This is a genomic window from Lactococcus garvieae, assembly GCF_016027715.1.
Taxonomy (GTDB): Bacteria; Bacillota; Bacilli; order Lactobacillales; family Streptococcaceae; genus Lactococcus; species Lactococcus garvieae_A.
Window position 1 is genome coordinate 1,789,726 of record NZ_CP065691.1, and the last position, 22,686, is coordinate 1,812,411.

22 protein-coding genes, 8 tRNA genes, 1 rRNA gene, 1 other RNA gene and 1 other annotated feature are annotated in these 22,686 nt (G+C 36.5%); of the genes, 15 read left to right on the forward strand and 17 right to left on the reverse strand.

The genetic code is table 11. The features are described 5' to 3' along the window. The first annotated feature begins 90 nt into the window (after nucleotides 1-90). From I6G50_RS08950 to I6G50_RS09000, 11 genes are all read left to right on the forward strand, one after another. Nucleotides 91-162, forward strand: a tRNA-Glu gene (locus tag I6G50_RS08950). Between the two features lie 5 nt (nucleotides 163-167). Then, nucleotides 168-257 (forward strand) — tRNA-Ser (locus I6G50_RS08955). 9 nt (nucleotides 258-266) lie between these two features. Continuing rightward, nucleotides 267-340 (forward strand) — tRNA-Met (locus I6G50_RS08960). A gap of 20 nt (nucleotides 341-360) precedes the next feature. Further along, nucleotides 361-433: transfer RNA gene (locus I6G50_RS08965), tRNA-Phe, on the forward strand. 3 nt (nucleotides 434-436) lie between these two features. Beyond that, nucleotides 437-507: transfer RNA gene (locus tag I6G50_RS08970), tRNA-Gly, on the forward strand. A 38-nt stretch (nucleotides 508-545) separates the two neighbouring features. After that, nucleotides 546-619: transfer RNA gene (locus I6G50_RS08975), tRNA-Ile, on the forward strand. A gap of 2 nt (nucleotides 620-621) precedes the next feature. Next, nucleotides 622-737 (forward strand): 5S ribosomal RNA (gene rrf / locus I6G50_RS08980). Between the two features lie 2 nt (nucleotides 738-739). Next, nucleotides 740-813, forward strand: a tRNA-Asn gene (locus tag I6G50_RS08985). Nucleotides 814-924: 111 nt separating this feature from the next. Then, nucleotides 925-1,116: non-coding RNA, 6S RNA (gene ssrS, locus I6G50_RS08990), on the forward strand. 219 nt (nucleotides 1,117-1,335) lie between these two features. Next, nucleotides 1,336-1,956: a helix-turn-helix domain-containing protein gene (locus I6G50_RS08995; protein WP_197908629.1), complete on the forward strand. Its 621-nt coding sequence runs from the start codon at nucleotides 1,336-1,338 to the stop codon at nucleotides 1,954-1,956. A gap of 766 nt (nucleotides 1,957-2,722) precedes the next feature. Beyond that, a tRNA-Lys gene (locus tag I6G50_RS09000) sits at nucleotides 2,723-2,795 on the forward strand. 105 nt (nucleotides 2,796-2,900) lie between these two features. Here the strand turns inward: I6G50_RS09000 and I6G50_RS09005 are convergent. From I6G50_RS09005 to I6G50_RS09015, 3 genes are all read right to left on the reverse strand, one after another. Next, nucleotides 2,901-3,410: a helix-turn-helix domain-containing protein gene (locus tag I6G50_RS09005; RefSeq protein WP_017371121.1), complete on the reverse strand. Its 510-nt coding sequence runs from the start codon at nucleotides 3,408-3,410 to the stop codon at nucleotides 2,901-2,903. A gap of 11 nt (nucleotides 3,411-3,421) precedes the next feature. Next, on the reverse strand, nucleotides 3,422-4,369 hold the full coding sequence (locus I6G50_RS09010) for a tyrosine-type recombinase/integrase (protein ID WP_017371120.1): 948 nt from the start codon (nucleotides 4,367-4,369) through the stop codon (nucleotides 3,422-3,424). Between the two features lie 147 nt (nucleotides 4,370-4,516). Further along, entirely contained in the window at nucleotides 4,517-5,359 is an 843-nt protein-coding gene (locus I6G50_RS09015) for a rolling circle replication-associated protein (RefSeq protein WP_003129706.1), read from the reverse strand. Nucleotides 5,360-5,550: 191 nt separating this feature from the next. Between I6G50_RS09015 and I6G50_RS09020 the strand changes: the two genes are divergently transcribed. Beyond that, nucleotides 5,551-5,712 carry a hypothetical protein gene (locus I6G50_RS09020; protein ID WP_157786597.1) on the forward strand — a complete coding sequence of 54 codons (162 nt, stop codon included), beginning with the start codon at nucleotides 5,551-5,553 and terminating at the stop codon, nucleotides 5,710-5,712. A 323-nt stretch (nucleotides 5,713-6,035) separates the two neighbouring features. Here I6G50_RS09020 and I6G50_RS09025 read toward each other — a convergent pair whose 3' ends face one another. From I6G50_RS09025 to I6G50_RS09045, 5 genes are all read right to left on the reverse strand, one after another. Beyond that, nucleotides 6,036-6,800, reverse strand: a complete 765-nt coding sequence (locus I6G50_RS09025) for a helicase HerA domain-containing protein (protein WP_017371119.1) — start codon at nucleotides 6,798-6,800, stop codon at nucleotides 6,036-6,038. Further along, nucleotides 6,787-7,317 carry a hypothetical protein gene (locus tag I6G50_RS09030; protein WP_232252353.1) on the reverse strand — a complete coding sequence of 177 codons (531 nt, stop codon included), beginning with the start codon at nucleotides 7,315-7,317 and terminating at the stop codon, nucleotides 6,787-6,789. The genes I6G50_RS09025 and I6G50_RS09030 overlap by 14 nt, the downstream gene beginning before the upstream one ends. Beyond that, nucleotides 7,310-7,759: a hypothetical protein gene (locus I6G50_RS09035; protein WP_014024089.1), complete on the reverse strand. Its 450-nt coding sequence runs from the start codon at nucleotides 7,757-7,759 to the stop codon at nucleotides 7,310-7,312. Before I6G50_RS09035 ends, I6G50_RS09030 begins: the two co-directional genes overlap by 8 nt. 293 nt (nucleotides 7,760-8,052) lie before the next feature. Next, on the reverse strand, nucleotides 8,053-8,880 hold the full coding sequence (locus I6G50_RS09040; protein WP_017371117.1) for a hypothetical protein: 828 nt from the start codon (nucleotides 8,878-8,880) through the stop codon (nucleotides 8,053-8,055). A 486-nt stretch (nucleotides 8,881-9,366) separates the two neighbouring features. Further along, nucleotides 9,367-9,810, reverse strand: coding sequence for a hypothetical protein (locus I6G50_RS09045; RefSeq protein WP_197908630.1), 444 nt, complete (start codon nucleotides 9,808-9,810; stop codon nucleotides 9,367-9,369). Nucleotides 9,811-10,499: 689 nt separating this feature from the next. Between I6G50_RS09045 and I6G50_RS09050 the strand changes: the two genes are divergently transcribed. Beyond that, nucleotides 10,500-10,895, forward strand: coding sequence for a hypothetical protein (locus I6G50_RS09050; RefSeq protein WP_003135968.1), 396 nt, complete (start codon nucleotides 10,500-10,502; stop codon nucleotides 10,893-10,895). Nucleotides 10,896-11,068: 173 nt separating this feature from the next. On the opposite strand, the gene I6G50_RS09055 is transcribed toward I6G50_RS09050, so the two are convergent. Beyond that, nucleotides 11,069-11,632, reverse strand: coding sequence for a hypothetical protein (locus I6G50_RS09055; protein WP_197908631.1), 564 nt, complete (start codon nucleotides 11,630-11,632; stop codon nucleotides 11,069-11,071). Between the two features lie 403 nt (nucleotides 11,633-12,035). On the opposite strand from I6G50_RS09055, the gene recO reads away from it, so the two are divergent. Beyond that, entirely contained in the window at nucleotides 12,036-12,794 is a 759-nt protein-coding gene (recO, locus tag I6G50_RS09060; protein WP_197908632.1) for a DNA repair protein RecO, read from the forward strand. 45 nt (nucleotides 12,795-12,839) lie between these two features. Here recO and lpdA read toward each other — a convergent pair whose 3' ends face one another. The 8 genes from lpdA to trpS all read right to left on the reverse strand — a co-directional run bounded on the left by lpdA (nucleotide 12,840) and on the right by trpS (nucleotide 21,680). After that, nucleotides 12,840-14,261, reverse strand: coding sequence for a dihydrolipoyl dehydrogenase (gene lpdA / locus I6G50_RS09065; protein WP_081165843.1), 1,422 nt, complete (start codon nucleotides 14,259-14,261; stop codon nucleotides 12,840-12,842). A 22-nt stretch (nucleotides 14,262-14,283) separates the two neighbouring features. Further along, complete coding sequence (locus I6G50_RS09070; protein ID WP_197908633.1) at nucleotides 14,284-15,867, reverse strand: 2-oxo acid dehydrogenase subunit E2; 1,584 nt, start codon at nucleotides 15,865-15,867, stop codon at nucleotides 14,284-14,286. Further along, nucleotides 15,860-16,840, reverse strand: coding sequence for an alpha-ketoacid dehydrogenase subunit beta (locus I6G50_RS09075; RefSeq protein ID WP_003135963.1), 981 nt, complete (start codon nucleotides 16,838-16,840; stop codon nucleotides 15,860-15,862). The genes I6G50_RS09070 and I6G50_RS09075 overlap by 8 nt, the downstream gene beginning before the upstream one ends. A 2-nt stretch (nucleotides 16,841-16,842) precedes the next feature. Next, nucleotides 16,843-17,967, reverse strand: coding sequence for a thiamine pyrophosphate-dependent dehydrogenase E1 component subunit alpha (locus I6G50_RS09080; RefSeq protein ID WP_081165837.1), 1,125 nt, complete (start codon nucleotides 17,965-17,967; stop codon nucleotides 16,843-16,845). A gap of 32 nt (nucleotides 17,968-17,999) precedes the next feature. Next, entirely contained in the window at nucleotides 18,000-18,995 is a 996-nt protein-coding gene (locus I6G50_RS09085) for a lipoate--protein ligase (protein ID WP_081165834.1), read from the reverse strand. A 201-nt stretch (nucleotides 18,996-19,196) separates the two neighbouring features. Then, nucleotides 19,197-19,976, reverse strand: coding sequence for a glycerophosphodiester phosphodiesterase (locus I6G50_RS09090; RefSeq protein ID WP_420028280.1), 780 nt, complete (start codon nucleotides 19,974-19,976; stop codon nucleotides 19,197-19,199). A gap of 17 nt (nucleotides 19,977-19,993) precedes the next feature. Beyond that, nucleotides 19,994-20,632: an HD domain-containing protein gene (locus I6G50_RS09095; protein ID WP_197908636.1), complete on the reverse strand. Its 639-nt coding sequence runs from the start codon at nucleotides 20,630-20,632 to the stop codon at nucleotides 19,994-19,996. Nucleotides 20,633-20,648: 16 nt separating this feature from the next. After that, nucleotides 20,649-21,680: a tryptophan--tRNA ligase gene (trpS, locus tag I6G50_RS09100; RefSeq protein ID WP_197908638.1), complete on the reverse strand. Its 1,032-nt coding sequence runs from the start codon at nucleotides 21,678-21,680 to the stop codon at nucleotides 20,649-20,651. A 67-nt stretch (nucleotides 21,681-21,747) separates the two neighbouring features. Beyond that, nucleotides 21,748-21,972 (reverse strand) — a binding site (T-box leader). 120 nt (nucleotides 21,973-22,092) lie between these two features. On the opposite strand from trpS, the gene I6G50_RS09105 reads away from it, so the two are divergent. Beyond that, nucleotides 22,093-22,536: an OsmC family protein gene (locus I6G50_RS09105; protein WP_197908639.1), complete on the forward strand. Its 444-nt coding sequence runs from the start codon at nucleotides 22,093-22,095 to the stop codon at nucleotides 22,534-22,536. The last annotated feature ends 150 nt before the right edge of the window (nucleotides 22,537-22,686 follow it).

A 22,686-nucleotide genomic window follows, 5' to 3' on the forward strand; every position in this document is an offset into this window, starting at 1 on the left:
TTTGGATAAAGTAAAGTTTATTCTTGACATATATTTTAATTAGTGTATAATAGAAAAGTACTGTTCGAGAGGGCAGCGCAATAATAAGATGGTCCGTTGGTCAAGGGGTTAAGACACCGCCTTTTCACGGCGGTAACACGGGTTCGAATCCCGTACGGACTATTTTTGGAGGATTACCCAAGTCCGGCTGAAGGGAACGGTCTTGAAAACCGTCAGGCGGGTAAAACCGTGCGTGGGTTCGAATCCCACATCCTCCTTTTTATTATCGCGGGATGGAGCAGCTAGGTAGCTCGTCGGGCTCATAACCCGAAGGTCGTAGGTTCAAATCCTGCTCCCGCAATTAGATTATAAATTACATTTGGCTCGGTAGCTCAGTTGGTAGAGCAATGGATTGAAGCTCCATGTGTCGGCGGTTCGATTCCGTCTCGCGCCATTTGCGGGTGTAGTTTAGTGGTAAAACCTCAGCCTTCCAAGCTGATGTTGTGAGTTCGATTCTCATCACCCGCTTAATTTGACTATTAATTTAGGAAAATTTTTAAAAATTTGGGAGCATAGCTCAGTTGGTTAGAGCACTGTGTTGATAACGCAGGGGTCCGAGGTTCAAATCCTCGTGTTCCCATATTTGGTATTCATTGCATAGGAGATACACCTGTTCCCATGTCGAACACAGAAGTTAAGTCCTATCACGCCGGAAGTAGTTGGGGGTTGCCCCCTGTGAGATAAGGTAAATGCCAAGTATTGCGGATTAGCTCAGTTGGTAGTAGCGCATGACTGTTAATCATGATGTCGTCAGTTCGAGTCTGACATCCGCAGTGTAGAGACAATCTAAGGATTGTCTTTTTTAGTTTTATTATATAAAACGATGAAACCGCTAACTCTTTTACTTGAAAAAGAGAGTAGAACATGTTAGTATAAGAATATAGAAAAGCACTGGAATGTGCGAGCATACTCAATTTTTTGACCGACTATATTTGTATTGCATAGGGGTTCAAGAGACATTCGATAGCGTTAAGACTCCGAATCGAGTAGGAGCAGCTGATTTGAAGCGAGAACACCCACCTGGCTTCGAGCGGGTTCAATACTAGAGTATGCACACGGCATTCAATCAGTGTTTTTTTTTGTGCTTTTATATGAAGAGTGATATTTTTTTATTGAAGTAAAAGTATAAACCTAGCGAGAATATCGCTTTTTTCTTTTCTCAAGAAAAGAAAGTTTACAGTAATGGTTTCTCAGATTGACAGCTCTTCTAACTGCAGTTATAACAGCACGCAAGAAATATTTGCTAGACATTTAATAATTTTTGATATATTATAATGTGGTAAGAAAGGAGTAAACATGGAGCTATCCACTGTTTTAGTAGAAGAACGTAAGAAAAAAGGCGTAACGCAACAAAGCGTTGCAGATGCTCTCTATATTTCTAGACAGTCTCTTTCGAACTGGGAAAACGGAAAGAATTTTCCAGATGTACCTATGCTTATCGAATTAAGCAACTATTACGATTTTTCACTCGATATTATTAAAGGAGATACGCAATTTATGGAGCAAGTCAAAAAAGATTATGAATTAATCAATACCAAAAAGGCGAATAAAAAGTACTCAATAATACTGATTGTCCTAACTACTTTGATTGTGCTTTTTTCAGTGGTATTAGTTCCTCTTGTCTCTCATAATATAACTTTACTAAATAGTGTTACAGTTGTTATTTCCCTCCTTTGTATCGCTCTCATGCACGTGGCTGTTGGTTTCACAAAAGTTGCTTACCAACATTATAAAGGACTACCAGACTCACCTCTGTGGGTTCCAAAGGCATTTGGTTATGGCGTGAGTATAAATCCCTATAGTAAGTTTGGTAGAATATTGACACTTGCTCTTTTAGTCATTATTGACCTTTTGTTTATTGGGATGAGTATCGCTATTTTATTTTTGGGTTACTCTGCTACTTCATTTATGCATTAAAAAAGTTTAATAGTAGCAAGTAAGAATATTATTATCTATTAAATAATGGGCTCAAAAAAGAGTGCACTTTAAAGCCTTGAGAAAGAAGTATTTTTATTATAAGAAACTGTTCGGAGGAACTCATGTATAAATTATCTCTATTATTGGATCGTATTTATGCTAAATTTTTTATTATTACAATTTCCTTGTCGTTATTGTTACTAGGATTGTCATTTTATTTATATCCTAAATTACCAAGTTATATTCCCACTCATATTTTTTTGAGGAGAGGCTTTGATAATTGGTGGCATAAAGAAGTTATATTCATATACCCTCTTATATTTCTAATATTGGGAATTACTTTCTCTAAAAGCAATATTGCTAAACAGTTTTCGCAAGGAAAGCCTTTGTTTTTTATTGAAAGCTTTGCTGTCGCTTTAACTATAATCGTTTTAATTTCTACTATATTTGCTTTTAATTTCTATTTCAACATGAGATAAAACTATCGAATATATTTAGTTTTTTTCCCTACAATTTGTCTTATATGGGCTAGTTTCTTTGAAGTTGTATATATTTAGGCTCCTCGTATCGTAGAAGCTTCAAATAAGGCTCTTAAAGCCTCCTGACGCCCTTTTATAAATAAAAGTGTTATCTTACCCTACTCCACAGATAGAGGGTTAGAATAAGCTTATAATGCGCTTGTTAGTAATAAGTGAAGACATACAAAAATTCTTGCTTTTTTTGCTGAAAGTGCTATACTAATAAAGTAAGTTATTACACGTGAATAGCCTCCTTAGCTCAGTTGGTAGAGCAGTAGACTCTTAATCTATGGGTCGCAGGTTCGAGCCCTGCAGGGGGCATTGCTGAGGGATGATTCCCTCGTTTTAAATCAAACCGTCTTTGGCGGTTTTTTTTTATTACATAATAAGTATATCACAATTTAATATTATGTCAACTAGTTTACATCATTTTTTTAAATTTATGTATAAATCATAATCAAATATACCGGCTGAACCTTTATTATGGCTGCCATCATGAAGCTTATCCTCGACCTCTGCATACCCTACAATTTTAGATAAGTCTGTTAAAGACTTTTCAATATTTTTTTTCAATTTTGCTAGCTCTGCAGAAATAACTTCATTTCTAACATATTCTTGAAAAGCACGATGATGTTCTGGAGGAGCAGATACACCCAACCAAGGCTCAACAGCAGAAGACTGTTCTATCCCAAACTCTTCTAAGTCAAAAAGTTCAAATTCTACTGCTGGGACATTCAGAATAGATGCTAGTTTATCAATTGTTTGAGATTCTGGCTTAGTTTCCCCAGTAGTCCAACGATTGAACTGTTGGCGTTTAGTATCTTTACCTGTAATTTCGTTCAACATTTTCAAGGCTTCTGCTTGTGATAGTTCATTTTTCTTTAGCAATCTTGATAGTTGAAAACCAAAATATAAGTTTTCTAGTTTTTTATTCATGCCTTATTATCTCAAATCTTTCTGATTTGTTCAAAGCCTTGTGTTTTGATTTCATCTAATAAACCTCCATACGTTTTTATTAATTGTTCATTTGATACATGCCCCGCGTATCGAGCTACAACAGCCATTTCGACACCGTTAGCAAGTAAGACACTTAACTTTGTATGACGTGCGCCATAAAGACTTATTCTTGGCGTTATTTTTAATGTATCAAGCACAGTCTTTAGACTTTTAGTTAATGTTGTATGAGTTGGGAGAGTATGCTTGTAGTTCCAGTGTACAAATACTAGGTTATTTGGGTTTGTCATATGATGATTTTTAAGCATTAATTCCTGCTTTTCTTTAATTTCGTGAAGTACTTCCAGAGTATCTGAATTTATAGGAAGAGTTCTTACTGAAAAAGAATTTTTGGGAGGAACTTGTTTGAGCGTAATTGTACTCACTCTATTTTCAACATGAATTTCTTGTGATTGAAAATATACGTTATCCCAAGTCAATCCGAGTAATTCCCCAGGACGTAAACCAGTTTGAAAGAGGAGGTAGAGATAATAAGCAGAGATACTGTCAGTATAATTGAAGTGTCTTTTACAGTGATCTAGAACGAGTTCAAAATCATTTAAACTATGAAGATACTTTTCTTCGCGGAGTTTTTTAGGATTTTGAGCAAAGATTTCTAACCCTACAGTAAAATCTTGAATGTCAATTCCGTCAGCAATACCAAATTGAACTACTTTTTTAATTGTTTGATGTATTCGTCTTGAGTAGTCTCTACCAGTACTCTTTCCAATTTCGTTAAACGCTCTTTGGTAGGTGCTTGGTTTAATTTCTTGGATATCTTGAGGGAAAGAAGTTTGAATTATTTTTCCGAACTTATGATATTTGCTTAGTGTAGCCTCACTTCGTGGGCTTGGGAAAATTTTTACTTCCAACCATTCTTGGTATAAATCAGATAATTTCATTAAATTAAATGCCTTTCTATTCTAAAAGTTTTGTCAAATAAACTCGTAATTTAATTACAAGAGACAGGTTGGAGTGTCTCTATACTTGATTCGAGCATTTGAAAATTGTTCATAATCTCTGCAAAAACTTTGGGGTGTAGCGATTTTTTAGAGCTCTTTTGCTTTAATTAAGCTATCCCTATTTTTTTGAATGATTTCCCCTGTTTCAGGGTCTATATATAACTTATAAATCGCTTTTTCTAGAATATTATTTCCAAAGTCATCTGTATCAACAACACCAAAATTAGGAATAAAATCAGAGTAATCACTATCTTCATCTTCAATGAACAGGATTTCGGGTTTTTTAAGTCCTCGACTTGGAAAATACCGTTTTTTACCGAACATCTCAGCTCCAGTCATTAATTCTTTAGAAATGTACTTTGTCATGTAAGAGCTTGTGCGTTCTTTATCTTCAATGAGCGTCACATCTGTAAAACCATAACGCCATTCTTTTAATTCCAATACCTGTCTATTATGTCTTATCAAGATTTCGCCTGTTTTGGGGTTAGTTGCCTCAGTCAAAGTAAAACTTCTATACTCGGGTTGCCCAATCACACCGTGGAAGTGTACTCTCCCGCTTTTATGAAATTCGGGAACAAAAATATAGTCAAATTTTCCTTTTGTTTTACGTTGGGCTCTACACCATTTGAGCAGTGTTTGCTTGGCTATTTCATAATCTAAGCTATCCCTTTTTTTAGGGTCTATAGTTAAAGTCACAAAATACTTGAAATCATTAGCGAGTATGTAGTGTCTGATTTTGCGTTTTATAGAAAACATTTGTTTTTCAGTACGTTCTTGTTGTGCCTCATCAGAAATTACAGAATCAGCACTTCGTCCTCCTTTATGTCTTCCCTCTTGGCTACTTCTTAGCTGTGGCGAGTGGAATGTTGTAACTTCACGATAATTTCCGAAATCAGTTATTTTCGTTGAGTATTTTTGAAATTTACGCATATACCTCCTAAACGGTTATTTTAAAAGGAATTATAAGTTTTTTAAAGTTACTTTAAAATTTAAAAGTGTCGTATCTTCGCCTTTTGACAAGATAGGCGAAGATATACATTGATAGAGTTATTTACATCTTCTATTGAGCGGTCAAAATGGAAGTTGTACAAATTTTTTCAACCACTTTATAGGAGATCAGATTGCTTGTTTCGAGTGCCGTAAGCGGCCCTCTACACAGCAATCCAAACCCCTTACCAGCAGTTTCAAAAATTCATACATATCCTACTCAACCGCTCAATAGAAGACAGAAATATCTCTATCTTCCAAAAGAATGCCCTGCGGGGCAGATTGGGACACGGTAAGTAATGAGTAAAGATTTAAAATCATAATACGCTGTAAACCAAGTTGACGCTTTGCCTTAATATCGGCAGGCTCCTGCCTCTTACACCGTCAAGCGGTGCGGTTTAGTTGATTATGTTTACAGCCAAATAATTATGTTCTTGTTCGAGTATTTTTCCGCCGAAATGTGGAGCGGTACACCCAATTATCGGATACCGTTACAGAAAACATTCCATTAGACAACTTTTCTGGAGTGTGGCAATATCCTTTTTTAATGTAATTGGTCAATAACTGAGAATCATCACTTATGATTTTTGTTATTTTATTTTCAGTATGAATACTAAGATTAGTCATGCTTATCCCCTTTTAGTTTTTTTAATAGTCCAGTGTAATCATAGCCTTTGAGTATCATTTTAGGAGCTTCAAAGTAGGTTAATCCAGTTTGTGGAGTAACGGCATATCCTCGACCTACACCGCCTTTATAGGCCGTTCCAAGGTCTTTTTTATAATGACGTGTAGCAATATGAAAAAGTTCTTCCGATACCTCGGAACCGAGAACAATTCTTGTTTGGCATTGACTATTTATACTTTGAGGCAAGTCAGTGCTTAAAAGATATTGACTTGTTAGGCAGATAATAAATCCAGCCATGCGTCCTTTAAGGGCAATTTGTTTCAGTAAATTTTCCATTTCTTGTTTTTGCTTTTTATCCCCTGCATGAAGTCCTGCAAGGACTTCGTCAAAGATAAGTATATGTGCTGGAAGATTTAGAGAGGAGAAGTTAGCCCCAAAATCAATGGTTCTGTTTTCATAATGTTCTGAGTAGGTAGACTCCATTTTATTTACCATGAATTTTAGGAGGTCTATGATTTCTTCAGGAGTAGAAGCTACTTTGATTCCTGCTTTTTTTACAATAGCCCCAAAATCAGAATTTTTAGCATCTACGAAGTATACTGTATGTCCTCTTTTTACTGCCATTGCTAGTAAATAAGCAGTCAGATAGGATTTACCTCCACCCGTCGGGGACAGCAGCAAGATGTGACATGATTCGCTTGTCAGATTCCACTGAACATTATGATATAAAGGGATAGGAGTATAGTTATATTTCTTCATTTTCTAAAATCTCCAATCCATTTAATTGAGGAGGTTGTTTACCGAAGGTGTAAATACTCTTATAATCTTCTTCTGTAAAGCTGATTAAGGACATTCGTAAGTATTCGCTCAATTGTTTACCTAGCCTTGATTTATCTTCAATGAGCCCATCCGAATAAAGTTCAATACGAATTCGACTATCTTTTATTTGATAGCGCCATTCGACTGTGAAAATTGTATTTCCATATTCAATTTTTTTGACGAGTAATTGAGTAAACTTTTTAAGTTTCGCTCGTAATGCCAAAACTTCAATTGGACTACTCTTACTAAAAACATACAGGAACAGTATTTCAAAGAAAATCAAAGATGAAAGAGCTGTAAGAACTATTTTGGACTGTATGGAAAGATGTAGACTGTATTTGTTTGTGAGCTGTAAGAAGACGAATGCAAGGACAGACACAAAACTACTAAGGATAAAAAGGTAGGCGTAGGCTTTGCTTGAATTCCTTTTACTGATTATTATTTTGAGTCTATTCATGAGCTTTACCAGTATGTAATTTAACTTCATTGATAATGATTTTCAAACCACGGTATGCGCCATTTGAACCATTCCCGCTCCACATAGGAGCAAGGAGTGCCTCTTTTAAAGAAATTTCTTGTCCGATTAATTTGAGCGGGTCTAGGGTGAAGAGATATTCTTCATCGTTTTCAATTTCAATTGTGAATGCCAGTTTACGAATTTCTTTGTCAGTGATTCCCAAAGATTTTAAAGCTTGAACTTTTTGCGGATCTAAGGCAGAGAGCTTGATTTTATCAATTGTATTTGGAATAGGCTTAGAGTCTTTTTCGTCTGTCCGCTTTTCAGTAGCATGTGCAGAAATGATAACTGCACTTGCAGGGAGTGTGGCATTCGAAGATTTGATTCTAAGATTTTTAAGCGTCATATCTGTAAAAAGTGCTGTCTGATTTAAAGTTGTCATATGAGTGTACCTCTATTTTCTATTTGATGTGTCACTGAATTTTAATTCAGTAATACAAAAGTTATAATTAACGTTTTATGAGAAAATAGCAAAGCAGGTAATGTCCAATACCTGCTTTTATCTGCCTATATTTGATATAATAGAGGTAGACAAAAGGTAGTGTTTTAACACTAGCTTTAACTATTTTAAGTAGCACAAGGGACGGTCGCCAAACTATACCCAAGTGCTTTTTTTATATTAAAAATATGAATGTAATAACCAGAGAATTGATTATACTAGTATTTTTAGAGTTTCTATCTAGATGTAGAAACAGTTACATAGTTATCATCTACAGAGTCAAATACAGGCATTGAAGTGCCATTAAACTCAGTAGCATACGTCTTATCTTCCGTATCATCGAATATCATATATTGCTTATCATAAGCTGTGAATGTTGTCCCATTAAGCGTACTAAGTGTTAATTTTAAATCATTCTTTTCGTCGTGGGGAAGTACTGTGTCTGTGTATTCTGGCTCACCATTATCACCGAGAAGAGGTGTCCCATCCTCATGACTGACAATAGGAACGCTATCCATTTGTAAACCAAAGTTGGCCTTGGCACTAGCTGTAATCTCTTCGCTTTGGATATTATTACCAGTTGAATCAGTTACTGCAGATATTTTAATAGTTTGAGGTGTTCCCTCGACAAATTTAGTCTTTTGCCCTTTTGCTATATAGGCTCCTGTTTGGATTGTTTCTTTGAGGTCTTGTTTTTTAAGATGTTCAACCATTTTGTCAATAATTTGTTTATTACTTAACCCTTTAAAGTCACCTAATACTAAAGGTGTAGGGGTATTATCGGTATTATAAATAGTAACTTTTCCTTTATTAAAATAGTAAACGCTAGCTACTTCCGTATTAATACCTGGAGTTTCAGAACCTAGGTATAATTGATAAATGATACGCTCATTTTTCATTAAATCTTCACCGAATTTATAAGTTGGTTCTGAATTGGATGAAGCAGCTTCTGTACTTTGATTTGAGGTATCAGAAGAATTTTTATCTGTGGTAGAAGTAGCGCCACATCCTGCTAATAAAAGAAGCGTAACTCCTAATGTGAGTGTAAGTTTTAAGTTTTTCATAAAAGTTCCTAGTCTAAATTTTTTTACTCATGTATGAACGTATCTGGTCCATGTGCGATTACTTTTGCAATATGTTTTTCACTACTAGACTGTACAAATGATAAGGATGCATGAGGATTTTTCTTATAGAACTTCATGTCTTCCTTTGTCATATAGAGCTCCCATTCGATATCGTCTATGATTTCAATAACACTTACTAAGTCTGTTAGATCTTGATTCCTAAGCTCAGAAGCGCTACGTGATTTAGTATGTTCTGATATTCCCAATAAAAATTTTCCTTTCGATTTCTCGAGTCATTCCAACTCTTTTTGTTAAAGTAGTAGTGCTCCCCTGAGTGCAGGGGGCATAATATAAATAAGAAAAAAGTCCAGTAAAACTGGACTTTTTTCTTATGAGTTTACGTAGTTACCTTCAAAGATTAATAACTAAAACACATACTTCTTTGATAGAGGACTCGTGTGTGACAATAATGACCTTATTTTTATTTTATGGATGATTAGGGAACAGCTTCATCACTCTTTGATACTCCTTTTGGTACTCTTTAAACTTGTCCTCAACTAGTCGTATCTGTTCAATAGTGAGTTCAGACTTCCTTGTCTTAAGTTGACTTCTCTCTGAGGTTCTCATAATATCGGTGTTTTCTATGCTTGTATATTCAGATTCAACTTCCTTTGAATTAGTGATTAAAGGTAGTTTCTCTTCCAAAACTTTAAAACTTTTAATATTATTGGAAGTTTGTCTAATAAATCGAGAATACAATTTATTTATGGGTTCAGTATGTATAGCATCTCTAGAACTCTCAACAGTAGACTGGCTACTGACTTTGTCTGTCTTAGGGTCAAAGAAGTGTTCTTTTGTTTTTGGACTTGTACAGGCAGTTAGAGTTATGAGTGATATTCCGCATAATAGTATTTTAGTCTTCTTGTTCATTTATACTCCAATCAGTTATGACAATTCATATGTTATAGTTTGAAGATTCGAGGATACGACCAGTTAAATATACACCTCTTTGTAATCATTTCGTCTTTTTATCTCGCGTGCAACTTTAGAAAGAATCAAGAATTTCAGTAACTGATACTAATTCTAACTTTTTCGAAGTTTAACAAAATAATAGATTACAAATATTATCAAAGTAAAAGCTAATTGTCTAATACCTAGAAATAGATTTTGTTGAAAATTAATTAGTAAATGATATAGTGAATAGATTACTATAAACCCGGTACTAATATATACAATATACTTTTCTATATCTTATCTCCTTTACTCTACTGACTCCAACCAACACATCTCAAATATATTCTATAATAGCACACGGACTTCTTATTAATATATTAATAGTAAATTCTTGTTTGCAGTTTTAACTTGCTTACATTCTACATTTATTAGTAAAAAAAATCAAAACAAAACTTGACATTTTTTATCAAAAAGGAACATAACAAATAGATCTAACTTATAACAAGATTTATCGCTTGTGTGCGAATACTATCCGAGAAGTTAAAAAGTAGGACAAGAGTCTTAGAAAACGTTAGGGGCACTTGGAACGCTTTGATATAATTAAGTATATAAATAAAAAATAAATCAAGAGTGTTGTAGAATGAAGATGAATAAAGGAAGGTTATATGAAAAAAATTTTTTTATTTAGCACATTTATATTATCGCTAACCTTAGTAGGATGTTCTTCTAAAAATAACGAAGAAACAAAAGGAACAACGGCCTCTAACTCCACCATGCAAAAAGAGCAGGCAACAGAAGTTCGGAGTAGCCCAGTTAAAGAAGACGCTGCAGAGGATGAAGCTCTAATAGAACTAGAAGAGTATTCTACTATACAATCTCAGGTCTCTTTATCAGATTTAACAGGAACGGTTTCATTAAATAATCTAAAGAAAAGAATTATTATATTTAAAGACCACAATCAGAGAGAAAAATATAAGACAATTTTTATTAAGGCAAAAAAGATGTTGAAAATAATTGACCTATCTGATCATAATACGATGATTTTTATAGGAAATATTTGATATAATAATCTTGTCAAATGGCGGAGAAAAAGCGTGTGGGATAATATAGTGTGCAAGAAGTCCATAATCTAAATGGACTTTTTATGTGCTGTCACGCGTATTTAATCGCTCCTAATATAATTTATCTAAGTCACTATAAAAAAGCTCACAGCACGAAACTGTGAGCTTTTATCTTATATGTTATTGTGCCAAAATGACAGCGTTAAAAGTAAAAATAAAATAACGATAAACGTAAAAAGAGTTTTATATATTCGAGATGATTTTTCTACCTTATCAACATACGTATCTTTAAATAATACCACTTTAAACTCATTCTCTGGATTTTCTTTAAGGTATTTTTTTAAGAATTTCTGGTGTTGTCTGAGTGTCGGAGGAGTTATGCCTACAAGAAGTGTAACAAGTAAAAACAAAGTAAGAAAAACGAGAAGTATATATACTGATTTAAACCAAATCATATAATGTACGTAACCAACGAGGGAGAAAAGTAAAGCACTCCCAAGTATTATATTAAGTTTTCTTTGTAAAGGAGTATAGAAATACCATTTTTTATATGTTTCGAAAGCATCTTTGAGATATTTAATATCTTTATCGGTCAAATCGGGGTATTCTTTTTTTATAAGGTTTAATCTATCTGTTTTTACACTATTTAGTATTGTTTTATACTTAGAAGAAAAGATGATTAATATTATTAAGAGTGGAATAATAATCCAAGGAGCTAGGTCAATAAGTTTGTTCATAGGGAGGTCCTCATATATTTAATACATTTATTGTACTATAAAATGTATTAAATAAAATAAGTCTTATAAAGCCTATCTTTCACTCAAATAAAAAAATAAGACATAAAACTAGTACTTACAATAATTTACAGCATATAAAGTAATTACCGATTATATTATATTAGAACACTATTTTTAAACTGTAGACTTTATTTAAGAAAACTACACAGAGGTGTTTGCTTGTGCTAAAGTCCATATACCTTTGATATACAACCCCTGATTGACAAAAATTAGTTCCGTTTTTAACTACGCTTTAGTTAAAAATTCAATATATGTTATTTATCTTAATTTTATCCTATCCCTAATAATTTGCTTTTAGTGACATTCAGTAGCCCTTATTTAAGTGGTGTGGTAAAATATAAGAATGAAAAGTGTGGAAACTCGAGGCCTTGTCCTATATACTAAAAATTATAAAGAAAAGGACAAGCTGGTCAAAATTTTTACGGAGTCCTTTGGTAAGCGTATGTTTTTTGTTAAAAATTTTGCCCGCTCTAAATATGCGAGCAGCTTGCAGAATTTTACAAACTCTAGCTTGATGGGAACGATAAATGATGAAGGTTTTTCTTTCCTGGATGATGTGAGTGAGACAGTTACTTATAAGCATATCAGTGAGGATATTTTTCTTAATGCTCATGCTTCTTACATTATTAGTTTGGCAGATGCAGCAATACCTGATAATCAATATGACCCTTCTTTATATGCTTTTTTGACGAAGTGCTTAGATTTGTTAGAGCAAGGTTTTGATAAAGAAATCATTACGAACATTTTTGAACTTCAAATTTTGAATCGTTTTGGTGTGAGTCTCAATTGTGCAGAATGCGCGTTTTGTCATAGTAAGCAAGGACCCTTTGATTATTCTTATAAGTTCAATGCTTGTCTTTGTAAAAATCATTTTAACGAAGATATTCGCCGCTTGCATTTGGATCCTAATGTCATTTACTTGGTTAATCTTTTTCAAGAAATATCCTTGAACCAGTTAGAAAAAATTTCTGTTAAAGAGGATATGAAACAGAAGATTCGCTTATTCATTGATGGGCTTTATGAGGAATATGTCGGTATTCACTTGAAATCCAAAAAATTTTTAGACAGCATGAAAGATTGGGCTGATATTATGAAAGACTAATTTAGAAAAAATAAAAAAAAGCATCTTGAGATGCTTTTTTTTATTTTAAACGTGGATAGGTAAACCATCAGCAATCTCAGCTGTATCCATAATTGCTTCACCAAGCGTTGGGTGAGGCTGGATCGTCAATGAGATATCTTTAGAAGTTAAACCATTTTCAATAGCTAAAGCTAAACCGGAAATCAAGTCAGAAGCTCCAGGACCAACGATTTGGGCGCCAATAACGGCACCTTCTTTATTATCTGTAATTAAACGGATGAAACCTGTTGTATCGTCCATTGAAATAGCACGTCCATTGGCAGCAAATGGGAATTTGCTGATTTTAACTTGATCCATGCGATCTTTAACAGTCTCAGGAGTTTCACCTACAGTCGCTAACTCTGTTGTTGTGTAAGCAACAGCAGGGAGAGCGATATGTAAGTCAACAGCGTCTTCTCCACCAGCAATAGCAGCAGCAGCAATCTTAGCTTGGAATGAAGCTTTATGTGCGAGCATTGGGCCAGGAACAACGTCACCGATAGCATAGATATGTGGTACTGAAGTTTGGAATGAATCGCTCACTTCGATGAGTCCACGGTCTGTCAACTTAACATCTGTATTGTTAAGACCTAACATATCTGTATTTGGACGACGACCTACTGAAACGAGCAAGTAATCACCTGTAACAGTTTGTTCTTTACCATCTACTTCAAATGTCAAAGTAACATCTGTATCTGTTTGTGTAGCTGATTTTGCCATAGCAGAAGTATAAATTTCTGATCCAGCTGTTTTCACACGGTTGGCAATGATATCTGACATTTCTTTGTCAAAACCATTCAAGATATGATCTAAACCTTCAACGATAGTGATTTTAGAACCTAACATACGATAAGCACCACCAAGTTCAGAACCGATGACACCACCACCCACGATGATTAAATGTTTAGGTACTTCTTTAAGATTAAGCGCACCTGTAGAGTCGATAATACGTCCACCATAAGGGAAGCTAGGGATTTCAATTGGGCGTGAACCTGTAGCGATAATCGCATTTTGGAAGTTCAACAATTGGAAGCCATCTTCTTGTTCAACGTTAATTGTTTCATTATCAACGAACTCAGCTGTACCTTTGATTAATTCGATTTTATGCTTTTTAAGAAGCATGGCAATACCGCCAGTAAGTTGCTTAACAACTTTTTCATCTTTCCAAGCTTGTGTAGCAGCCCAATCAAGATTTACTGCACCATTTGATAGACCAAATGGACTTTTACCAGCTTCTTGTTTAAGCGCATCTTGATAGTGGTGACCCACATTAATCAAGGCTTTTGAAGGGATACAACCAATGTTAAGACATACCCCACCTACGTTATCTTTTTCGATAACAACAACTTTTTTACCAAGTTCAGCCGCACGGATAGCCGCAACATATCCGCCAGGGCCTGATCCGATGACAACTGTATCCACTTCAGTGGCTTGTGCACCAACAACCATAATTCTTTTTCCCCTTTTCTTTTTAAACTTCCATGAGCATGTAAGCTGGATCAGCTAAGAGGCTCTTAAGATAGTTCAATGAACCTTGTCCAAGCATTCCATCGATGAGACGGTGGTCATAGCTTACTGAAAGTTTCATGTTTTGGCCGACAGCTAATTCGCCTTCAGCATTAACGATTGGTTCTTTCACGATTGAACCAAGTCCCAGAATCATAACATCTGAACCGTTGATGATTGGTGTGAACCAAGTACCACGAGCAGATCCTATGTTTGAAATTGTGATTGTTGAACCGCGCATTTGGTCAGGTTTGATAGCACCTGTACGTACTGCTTCAGCAAGTTCCGCAATTTCTTTAGCAATAGCAAAGATTGATTTCTTGTCTGCATTTTTAATAACAGGTACGTAAAGTCCACTTGGGGCATTTACAGCAATACCAATGTTTACTTCATTGTGGTACACAATATCGGTACCGTCAATAGAAGCGTTAATTTCTGGGAATTTCTTAGCTGTAGCAGCGAGAGCTTTAGTAACATAAGCAAGATAAGTGAGTTTAACATCTTGTTTAGCAGCAATTTCTTTGTACTCTTTACGGTGAGCAACTAACTTAGATACTTCCACTTGGTCAAAGTTAGTAACCGCAGGTATATTTGCATTTTGTGTGCTCATCGCGTTTGAGATTGCTTTACGTGTAGGAGTCATTGGTTCACGACGGTCACCGTCTGCAGCTTGTACAGGAGCCGGCGCAGCTTTAGGAGCTGCAGGCTTAGGTGCTTCAACCGCAGGTTTTGCAGTTTCAGCAGCAGGAGCTTTAGGAGCAGCTGCACCAGATGCAAAGGCCTTAACGTCAGCTAATGTTGTATGTCCATGACGACCTGTAGATTGGACTTGAGTCAAATCAATACCGTGCTCACGTGCATAGTGGCGTACAGAAGGCATAGCAAGGACACGACCATCTGTAGTAGTACGTGTTGTGGCACCGTCTGTTGCTGGCTGAGCAGGAGCTTCAGAAGTAGCAGGTTTTGCCGCTTCAGGAGCTTTAGGAGCCTCAGGAGCAGCTGTTCCTGAACCGTTCCCATTATACTCAATTAGGGGAGCGCCAACTTCAACAGTAGTTCCTGCTTCAACAAAGAGTTTCGTTACTTTACCAGAGTAAGGTGATAAAATCTCTTGCATAAGTTTATCATTTTGAACCTCGGCGACTGGATCGTCTTCTTTGACTTCATCACCAACTTTAACAAGCCAGTTTGCGATGTCGCCTTCGTGCATACCTTCACCGATATCAGGCATCGTGAAGATTTGTGCATCACCTGCAGGAGCTTCAGAAGCAGTGGCAGGAGCCGCCTCAGCAGGAGCTGCTTCGCTTGACCCATCTCCATCATATTCGATGAGGGGAGCGCCAACTTCAACAGTTGTTCCTGCTTCAACAAAGAGTTTTGTTACTGTACCAGAGTAAGGAGACAGGATTTCTTGCATAAGTTTGTCATTTTGAACTTCAGCAACTGGATCGTCTTCTTTAACAACGTCACCGACTTTAACAAGCCAGTTCGCGATGTCGCCTTCGTGCATGCCTTCACCGATATCAGGCATTTTAAAAATTTCAGTCATAATTTACTACCTCTTTCACTTTGTTCACAATATCGTCTGCCTTAATTGCCCAGTCATTTTCTGCTTGAGCAAATGGGAAGATAGAATCTGGGCCAGCTACACGGCCGATAGGTGCTTTAAGTGACAGAACAAAACGTTCGGAGATTTCCGCCATAACATTCGCAGCGATACCAGCTGTACGTTGGGCTTCTTGAACCACAACAACACGTCCAGTTTTTTCAACAGTTTCTCCGATAGATTTAATATCAAGAGGAGAAACGGTACGAAGGTCAAGCACTTCAGCGTTGATACCTTCTTTTTCAAGTTGCTCAGCAGCTTTAATAGCTAGAGGAACTGTACCACCGTAAGCGATGATGGATACATCTGAACCTTCTTTAGCAACAACTGCTTGGTCCAAAGGCGTTGTGTAATAGCCTTCTGGAACTTCACCTTTAACAGAACGGTAAAGGTGTAAGTTTTCCAAGTACATTACAGGGTCATTGTTTTCAATGGCAGCTAAAAGAAGCCCTTTGGCATCTGCCGGATTTGAAGGCATAACCACGCGTAGTCCAGGGATTTGAGCAAATAGACCTTCAATAGAGTCCGCATGCATTTCAGGAGTTTTTGTACCAATCCCATAAGGAGTACGGATAACAATAGGGTTATGACGTGTGTTGTTGAAACGATAACGTGTACGTGACATTTGCCCAGCAATAGAGTCAAAAACTTCATAAACAAAAGTTCCAAATTGAATTTCCATGACTGGTCGGAAGCCTTGTGTTGAAAGCCCGATAGCTAAACCACCGATACCAGATTCGGCAAGTGGTGTGTTGAAGACACGGTCTTCACCGTGTTTTGCTTGGAGTCCGTCAGTGGCACGGAATACCCCACCATTTTGTCCAACGTCTTCACCAAAGATTAATGTATTTTCGTCACGCTCAAGCGCTAAGTCAAGCGCTTCTGTGATTGCTGCAATATAAGTTTTTACTGCCATGTTTATTTGCCCTCACTTTCAAATTTTGCAATTTGCTCAGCCATTACTTGACTAGGTACTTCAAGTGTATTTTTCAAGAAGCTTGATACTTTTTGTTTTTCAACATTGTTTGCTTTCTTGATATCAGCATCAATACGAGCATCAAGTTCAGCGATATAAGCTTCTTCTTGAGCTTCATCCCAGATACCTTTTTCTGTCAAGTAAGTACGCATACGGAGCAAAGGTTCTTTAGCCCACCAAGAGTCAAGCCCTTCTTGGCTACGGTAGCGCATAGGGTCATCACCGGCTGTTGAGTGTGGTTCTAAACGGTTAGTGAGTGCTTCAATAACTACAGGTCCGTTTCCAGCTACGGCCCAAGCACGTGCTTCTTTAGCAGCTAAGTACATAGCGATTGCATCATTACCGTCAACAACGATAGAAGGGGCACCCGCAGCCCAACCTTTAGCAGCCAAATGTGGTGCAGCAGTTTGAAGTTCGCGTGGAGTTGAAATCGCATAACCATTGTTTTGAATAAAGGCTACCAGTGGTGCTTTATAGGCAGAAGCAAAGTTGATTCCTTCATAAGTATCACCTTGTGAAGAACCACCATCACCCGTATAGACAAAGGCAACTGCATCTTTTTTACGTTTTTTAAGTCCCAAAGCAACACCGGCTGCTTCAACGTATTGTGCACCGATGATGATTTGTGGGAACCAAGATTTTACTTCAGCACCGTCATCGGTTGTATATTCATTACCGAGTTGGTGACCACGAGACCAGAGGAGGCCTTTCCAGATTGGCCAACCTTTAGCATAAATTTGTGGCAAATCACGGTATCCTGGGAAAAGCCAATCTTCGTCAGTAAAAGCAAAAGAAGTGGCCATTTGAGAAGCTTCTTGACCTGCAGTAGGTCCGAAGAATCCCATACGCCCTTGCTTAGCGAGTTTCATACAACGAATGTCGATTTGGCGGCTAAGTAACATATCTTTGAAGAGGTCAACTAAATCTTGATCAGAAAGATCTGCACGTTTAAGACCTTCTTCATCAACAATTTTTCCGTTTTCGTCTAAGATTTGTAGCGTCGGAAATGCGCTGTCTTGTAATTCTAATTGTTCTTTGAAATCGAGGATTTTTGTACTATTTGACATAAATATCTCCCTTTTTTAATTCGTTTTCTTTTTTAAATCAATTCATCAGCCCTAAAGAGCTGTGAAAGTTCATTGTTTTCAATTGTTCCAAAATACTGGCCGGCTTTGTTCTTTTCTAAAACTTCAAGCACCGAGTCTGGATTAAATGGTATCCCAATAAAATCTTGCTTGATGTCACGCCAATCACGTACACCAAGGAAGTCTCCTAAGAAATTAATATCCGTAATCAGACCATTATTGACTTCAACTTGAATGTCAATGGATCCACCAGTAAATTTGGCATGGTTGTTGAAACTAAATTGAGGACTTTCTCCAAAATTCCAATCCCATGTAGAAAATTGTTCATCACGTAATTTTTTAATACTTGCAAGCTGTGCATCACTTAGAATAAATTCCCCATCTTTACCCTGATCCGTCAAATAATACTTGAGCGCATCAATAAAAGTATCTAAATTTAAATCTGGCGCAAAGTCTTTGATGTTACCAACTCGCGATCGAACAGATTTAGCAGCTTTGGAGACGAACTTTTCATCTGATACATTAAGGGAGCGAATCATCGCCTCCACATCAGTATCCCATAATAAAGTACCATGATGCATAAGGTATCCGCCCGCATAACGTTGGGCATTACCAGAAACTTTTTTTCCTGCAATTTCGAGATCATTTCTACCCGTGATTTCGGCTTCGATACCGAGGGAACGAAGCGCATCATACATAGGCTTTACAAACTGATGAAAGTTTACATGGGCTGAACTGGCTACAGGGACAAAAAAGGTAAAGCAAATATTACCCAGATCATGGTAGACAGCTCCGCCACCCGAGACTCGGCGTACAACTTGTACATCATGTTGATCAATATAATCTTGATTTATCTCAGCAAAAGTATTTTGGTTACGTCCAACGATAACAGCGCGCTTATTTTGCCAAAGAGCAAAAACAGGTTTATCTGCTTTCAGATTATTTAATAACCAAGAATCCATCGCAATGTTTGTATAGGCATCCTGCCCGAGATAATTGATATATTGCATAGATTCTCCTTCCATTAGAAATACATGTCAAAGGTATTTTACATTTGGCACATATAGTTTCATTATATCCCTTGTGAAATAGAAAGTAAAGAAAAATGACTCCGCTATCATAAGCGAAAATAACGCTATTTTTATAAAAAATTTGTGAAGTTATTTTTAATATAAAAAAGCATGAACGGCGCATGCTTTTAGTAGGAATTATTAATATTTTCTTCCATAATTTTCTCGTAATTTGATAGCTTTTTCAGGATAATCGGTAAATAAACCCGAGATATTGTGTTGGAAGATCCGTCGCATATCTTTTTCGGAGTTAATCACCCAGAGACGAATTGCTTTGGAGTTAGAATCTATAAGTTTCGGGTGTTTAAACACATAATTTTGTTTTAAATGAAGTCCCGTTATAAAATCATCCACACCATCTAATTTAACGCTTTGAAAAGTTTTACCTGAGAGAAAGGCAAGTTCCTCTTTGACGCCAAGTTGATGAAGATGACGTAGCGTGGTGATATTAAAAGAAGAATAGATAGTTTTAAAGGGGAAGATACGACTGTTCATGAGTTCCATTAGTTTATTTTCGATACCTGGATAGTCAATAATGTCAGTCTTAACTTCGATATTTAAGTAGCCTGTAAATTTTTCATCCACTAACAAATCTAGAACTTCTTTTAATGTTGGTATTTTTTCCCCTTGGAAACTTTTATGAAACCATGATCCTGCATCAAGTTGCTTTAATTCAGATAAAGTCATGTCACTAACAAATCCTTTTCCTGAGGTGGTTCGATTCACTTTTTCATCATGGATGACAATGAGCTGCTTGTCTTTAGAAAGATGCACGTCCAGCTCGATCCCATCTGACTTTACATTTAAAGCTTCGCGAAAAGCGCTCAGTGTATTCTCAGGTCGATTAGATTTTGAACCACGATGAGCAAAAATAAGACAATGTTTTGGGTTTACACGTGAATAGTTTTTAGCTAAATTTATCGTCATAATATCCCTTCTTAGAGCATATATTCTTCTTCAATAGCGGCAACAAATTCGTGCATAATTTTGTCTCTTTTTTCAGCTAGTTCTTGACCTTTGGCTGTATTTATTAAGTTTTTAAGCAAGAAGAGCTTTTCATAAAAATGGTTGAGTGTTGTTCCTTTGTTTTTATGATAGGTATGTTTGTCAGAAAAACTTTCTGGCTTCACCGATGGATCATAAAGTGTTCTTCCATGTGTCCAGCCGTATTCCAACGTACGAACTATACCCCAGGCACCCATAGCATCGAGTCGATCCGCATCTTGAACGATTTGGCCATTGATATCTAACTCTTTTTGTTGAGTAAGATTAGAAGAATAACTCATATTATCTATGATATAGAAGATTTTATCTTGTTTTTCTTTTGAATAGTTGAGGGACTTTAGAAACTCAGCAACTTTTTGTTTTTGCAGAGCGACGTCAGGATAAAGTTTTTCATCATAGGTATCATGGAGATAAGCTGCAGCTAAAACTAAGTCAGAATCCGCTTGCGGTTCAGTGGCTAAGATTTTTTTTGCAAGTTGCACCACACGATAAATGTGGTCAAAACCGTGCCCGTCTTTATTATCTTGGTGGATATTTTGCACAAAGGTGGCTATATTCTCTTCAAATATCATAACTTCTCTAATTCTTTTATTTTGTATCGAAGTAGTTGATGCCCATGGCAGATTTTACTTCAGACAGTGTATTTGCAGCAACAGCACGAGCTTTCTCAGAGCCTTCTTTTAGAATATCATACACGGCCCCCATATCTTTAGCAAATTCGATGCGACGTTCGCGTATAGGTGAAAGTTCACGGTCAAGAATATCAAGCAAATAGCGCTTCGTTTTAACATCGCCTAAGCCGCCTGCTTGATAGTGAGCTTTCATTTCAGCGATTGTTTCGGCATCTTCTTCACGACCAAACACATCTAGATAGTGGAAAACCATATTTCCTTCAATTTTACCTGGATCTTCAACTTTGATATGATCAGGGTCAGTGTACATGCTCATTACTTTCTTTTTAAGTGTATCCATGTCGTCTGCAAGGTAAATACCGTTACCTAAAGACTTAGACATTTTAGCATTGCCATCTAGACCAGGTAGGCGACCAGCGGCTTCATTTTCTGGATAAAGACCTTCAGGTTCAACTAAGACATCACAGTCATAAGCATTGTTAAATGAGCGAGCAATTTCACGACATTGTTCAATCATTGGCTTTTGGTCGTTGCCTACAGGAACAAGATTAGCTTTGAAAGCCGTAATATCTGCTGCTTGAGCGATAGGGTAAACCAAGAAACCAGCAGGAATAGATTCACCAAAGGCTTTTTGAGCTATTTCTGTTTTAACTGTTGGATTGCGTTCAAGGCGTGCTAAAGATACTAAGTTCATATAGTACATTGAAAGTTCAGCAAGTTCAGGGATTTGTGATTGGATAAAGAGGGTTGATTTCTCCGGATCCAAACCTGCTGCTAAATAATCCAAGGTAACATCACCCACAGATTGAATAATTTTTCCGGGATCTTTTGCATGATCTGTGAGTGCTTGCTGGTCGGCAAGGAAAACAAACATGTTATAGTTGCCGGTATTTTGTAAGATAACTCGGTTTTTGAGAGAGCCCACATAGTGGCCGATATGGAGTTTTCCCGTAGGACGGTCGCCCGTTAAGATTGTAGGTTTATTCATAAGTATTATCTCCTTTTTATAGTGTGATTTAAGAACAAAAAACGCCCGTAGAGCATTGTAAAAAAACTCTACGGGCGTTATCACGCGGTACCACCGTAATTTGAAATTCTTTGAATTTCCTCTGGCTCGTCAAGAAACGAGTGCTTTTTTAACGGGAGCAGCCGTGATTTATATTGCTTAAAATCATCATTTATTGTCAGTCCATTCACTTTTCTAAAAACATTGACTCGCACCACCGTCAACTTCCTAAAGAATTTTATGAAAAGCTACTCTTCTGATATTTGACATTCTACATTTAATTTCAAAAAATGTCAAATAAGTCTGAGCCCAATCTCTTGAAATGGCTATAATAAAAACCTATACTTTAAATATAAGCTCTCAAAATATTCAGAATATAGAAAAGGAGAAACATATGGCAAATGTATCAACAGCTTCAGCACAATGGCAAGGAGATTTGCAAAATGGTTCAGGCACAATCAGCCTTGACTCTTCACAAATTTTTACAGATACGCCTTATAATTTTGTAGCACGTGCAGAACATTCAGCTTCAATTACAACGCCTGAGGAACTTCTTGGTGCCGCTCATGCAGCCTGCTTTAGCATGGCCTTTTCACTACTTTTAAGTGAAAAGGGTTATAAAGTAAACAATATTTATACGCAAGCAGATGTTACTTTTGCGGTAACGGCGGATGGACCTGCTATTACGAAGATTCATTTGAAAAATCAATCTAAAATTGCGGGAATCTCGGATGATGAATTTCAAAAATTAGCTAAGGAAACGGAAGTTACGTGTCCCGTTTCTAAAGCTTTGGCCTCAGTACCCATTGAACTAGATGCAGAATTAGTTGTAGGTTAAACTTATACACATGTGGAAAATATTTCTACAAGATATTTTTTGCGAAGAGGCATGAAAATTAAAAAACAGTTATTCACATGTGAATAACTGTTTTTTATGTACTTTGTTTTCAATAATATTGTGGCGTGTAAAAAGATTAGACAAAAAGAG

Excerpts from the sequence above, each read along its gene's own strand:
- I6G50_RS09045 (WP_197908630.1), bottom strand. The coding sequence starts at position 9,810 with ATGAACAAGAAGACTAAAATACTATTATGCGGAATATCACTCATAACT.
- lpdA (WP_081165843.1), bottom strand. The coding sequence starts at position 14,261 with ATGGTTGTTGGTGCACAAGCCACTGAAGTGGATACAGTTGTCATCGGA.
- I6G50_RS09095 (WP_197908636.1), bottom strand. The coding sequence starts at position 20,632 with ATGATATTTGAAGAGAATATAGCCACCTTTGTGCAAAATATCCACCAA.
- I6G50_RS08995 (WP_197908629.1), top strand. The coding sequence starts at position 1,336 with ATGGAGCTATCCACTGTTTTAGTAGAAGAACGTAAGAAAAAAGGCGTA.
- I6G50_RS09075 (WP_003135963.1), bottom strand. The coding sequence starts at position 16,840 with ATGGCAGTAAAAACTTATATTGCAGCAATCACAGAAGCGCTTGACTTA.
- I6G50_RS09080 (WP_081165837.1), bottom strand. The coding sequence starts at position 17,967 with ATGTCAAATAGTACAAAAATCCTCGATTTCAAAGAACAATTAGAATTA.
- trpS (WP_197908638.1), bottom strand. The coding sequence starts at position 21,680 with ATGAATAAACCTACAATCTTAACGGGCGACCGTCCTACGGGAAAACTC.
- recO (WP_197908632.1), top strand. The coding sequence starts at position 12,036 with ATGAAAAGTGTGGAAACTCGAGGCCTTGTCCTATATACTAAAAATTAT.
- I6G50_RS09040 (WP_017371117.1), bottom strand. The coding sequence starts at position 8,880 with ATGAAAAACTTAAAACTTACACTCACATTAGGAGTTACGCTTCTTTTA.
- I6G50_RS09025 (WP_017371119.1), bottom strand. The coding sequence starts at position 6,800 with ATGAAGAAATATAACTATACTCCTATCCCTTTATATCATAATGTTCAG.
- I6G50_RS09015 (WP_003129706.1), bottom strand. The coding sequence starts at position 5,359 with ATGCGTAAATTTCAAAAATACTCAACGAAAATAACTGATTTCGGAAAT.
- I6G50_RS09010 (WP_017371120.1), bottom strand. The coding sequence starts at position 4,369 with ATGAAATTATCTGATTTATACCAAGAATGGTTGGAAGTAAAAATTTTC.
- I6G50_RS09105 (WP_197908639.1), top strand. The coding sequence starts at position 22,093 with ATGGCAAATGTATCAACAGCTTCAGCACAATGGCAAGGAGATTTGCAA.
- I6G50_RS09085 (WP_081165834.1), bottom strand. The coding sequence starts at position 18,995 with ATGCAATATATCAATTATCTCGGGCAGGATGCCTATACAAACATTGCG.
- I6G50_RS09050 (WP_003135968.1), top strand. The coding sequence starts at position 10,500 with ATGAAAAAAATTTTTTTATTTAGCACATTTATATTATCGCTAACCTTA.
- I6G50_RS09070 (WP_197908633.1), bottom strand. The coding sequence starts at position 15,867 with ATGACTGAAATTTTTAAAATGCCTGATATCGGTGAAGGCATGCACGAA.
- I6G50_RS09055 (WP_197908631.1), bottom strand. The coding sequence starts at position 11,632 with ATGAACAAACTTATTGACCTAGCTCCTTGGATTATTATTCCACTCTTA.
- I6G50_RS09035 (WP_014024089.1), bottom strand. The coding sequence starts at position 7,759 with ATGACAACTTTAAATCAGACAGCACTTTTTACAGATATGACGCTTAAA.
- I6G50_RS09030 (WP_232252353.1), bottom strand. The coding sequence starts at position 7,317 with ATGAATAGACTCAAAATAATAATCAGTAAAAGGAATTCAAGCAAAGCC.
- I6G50_RS09005 (WP_017371121.1), bottom strand. The coding sequence starts at position 3,410 with ATGAATAAAAAACTAGAAAACTTATATTTTGGTTTTCAACTATCAAGA.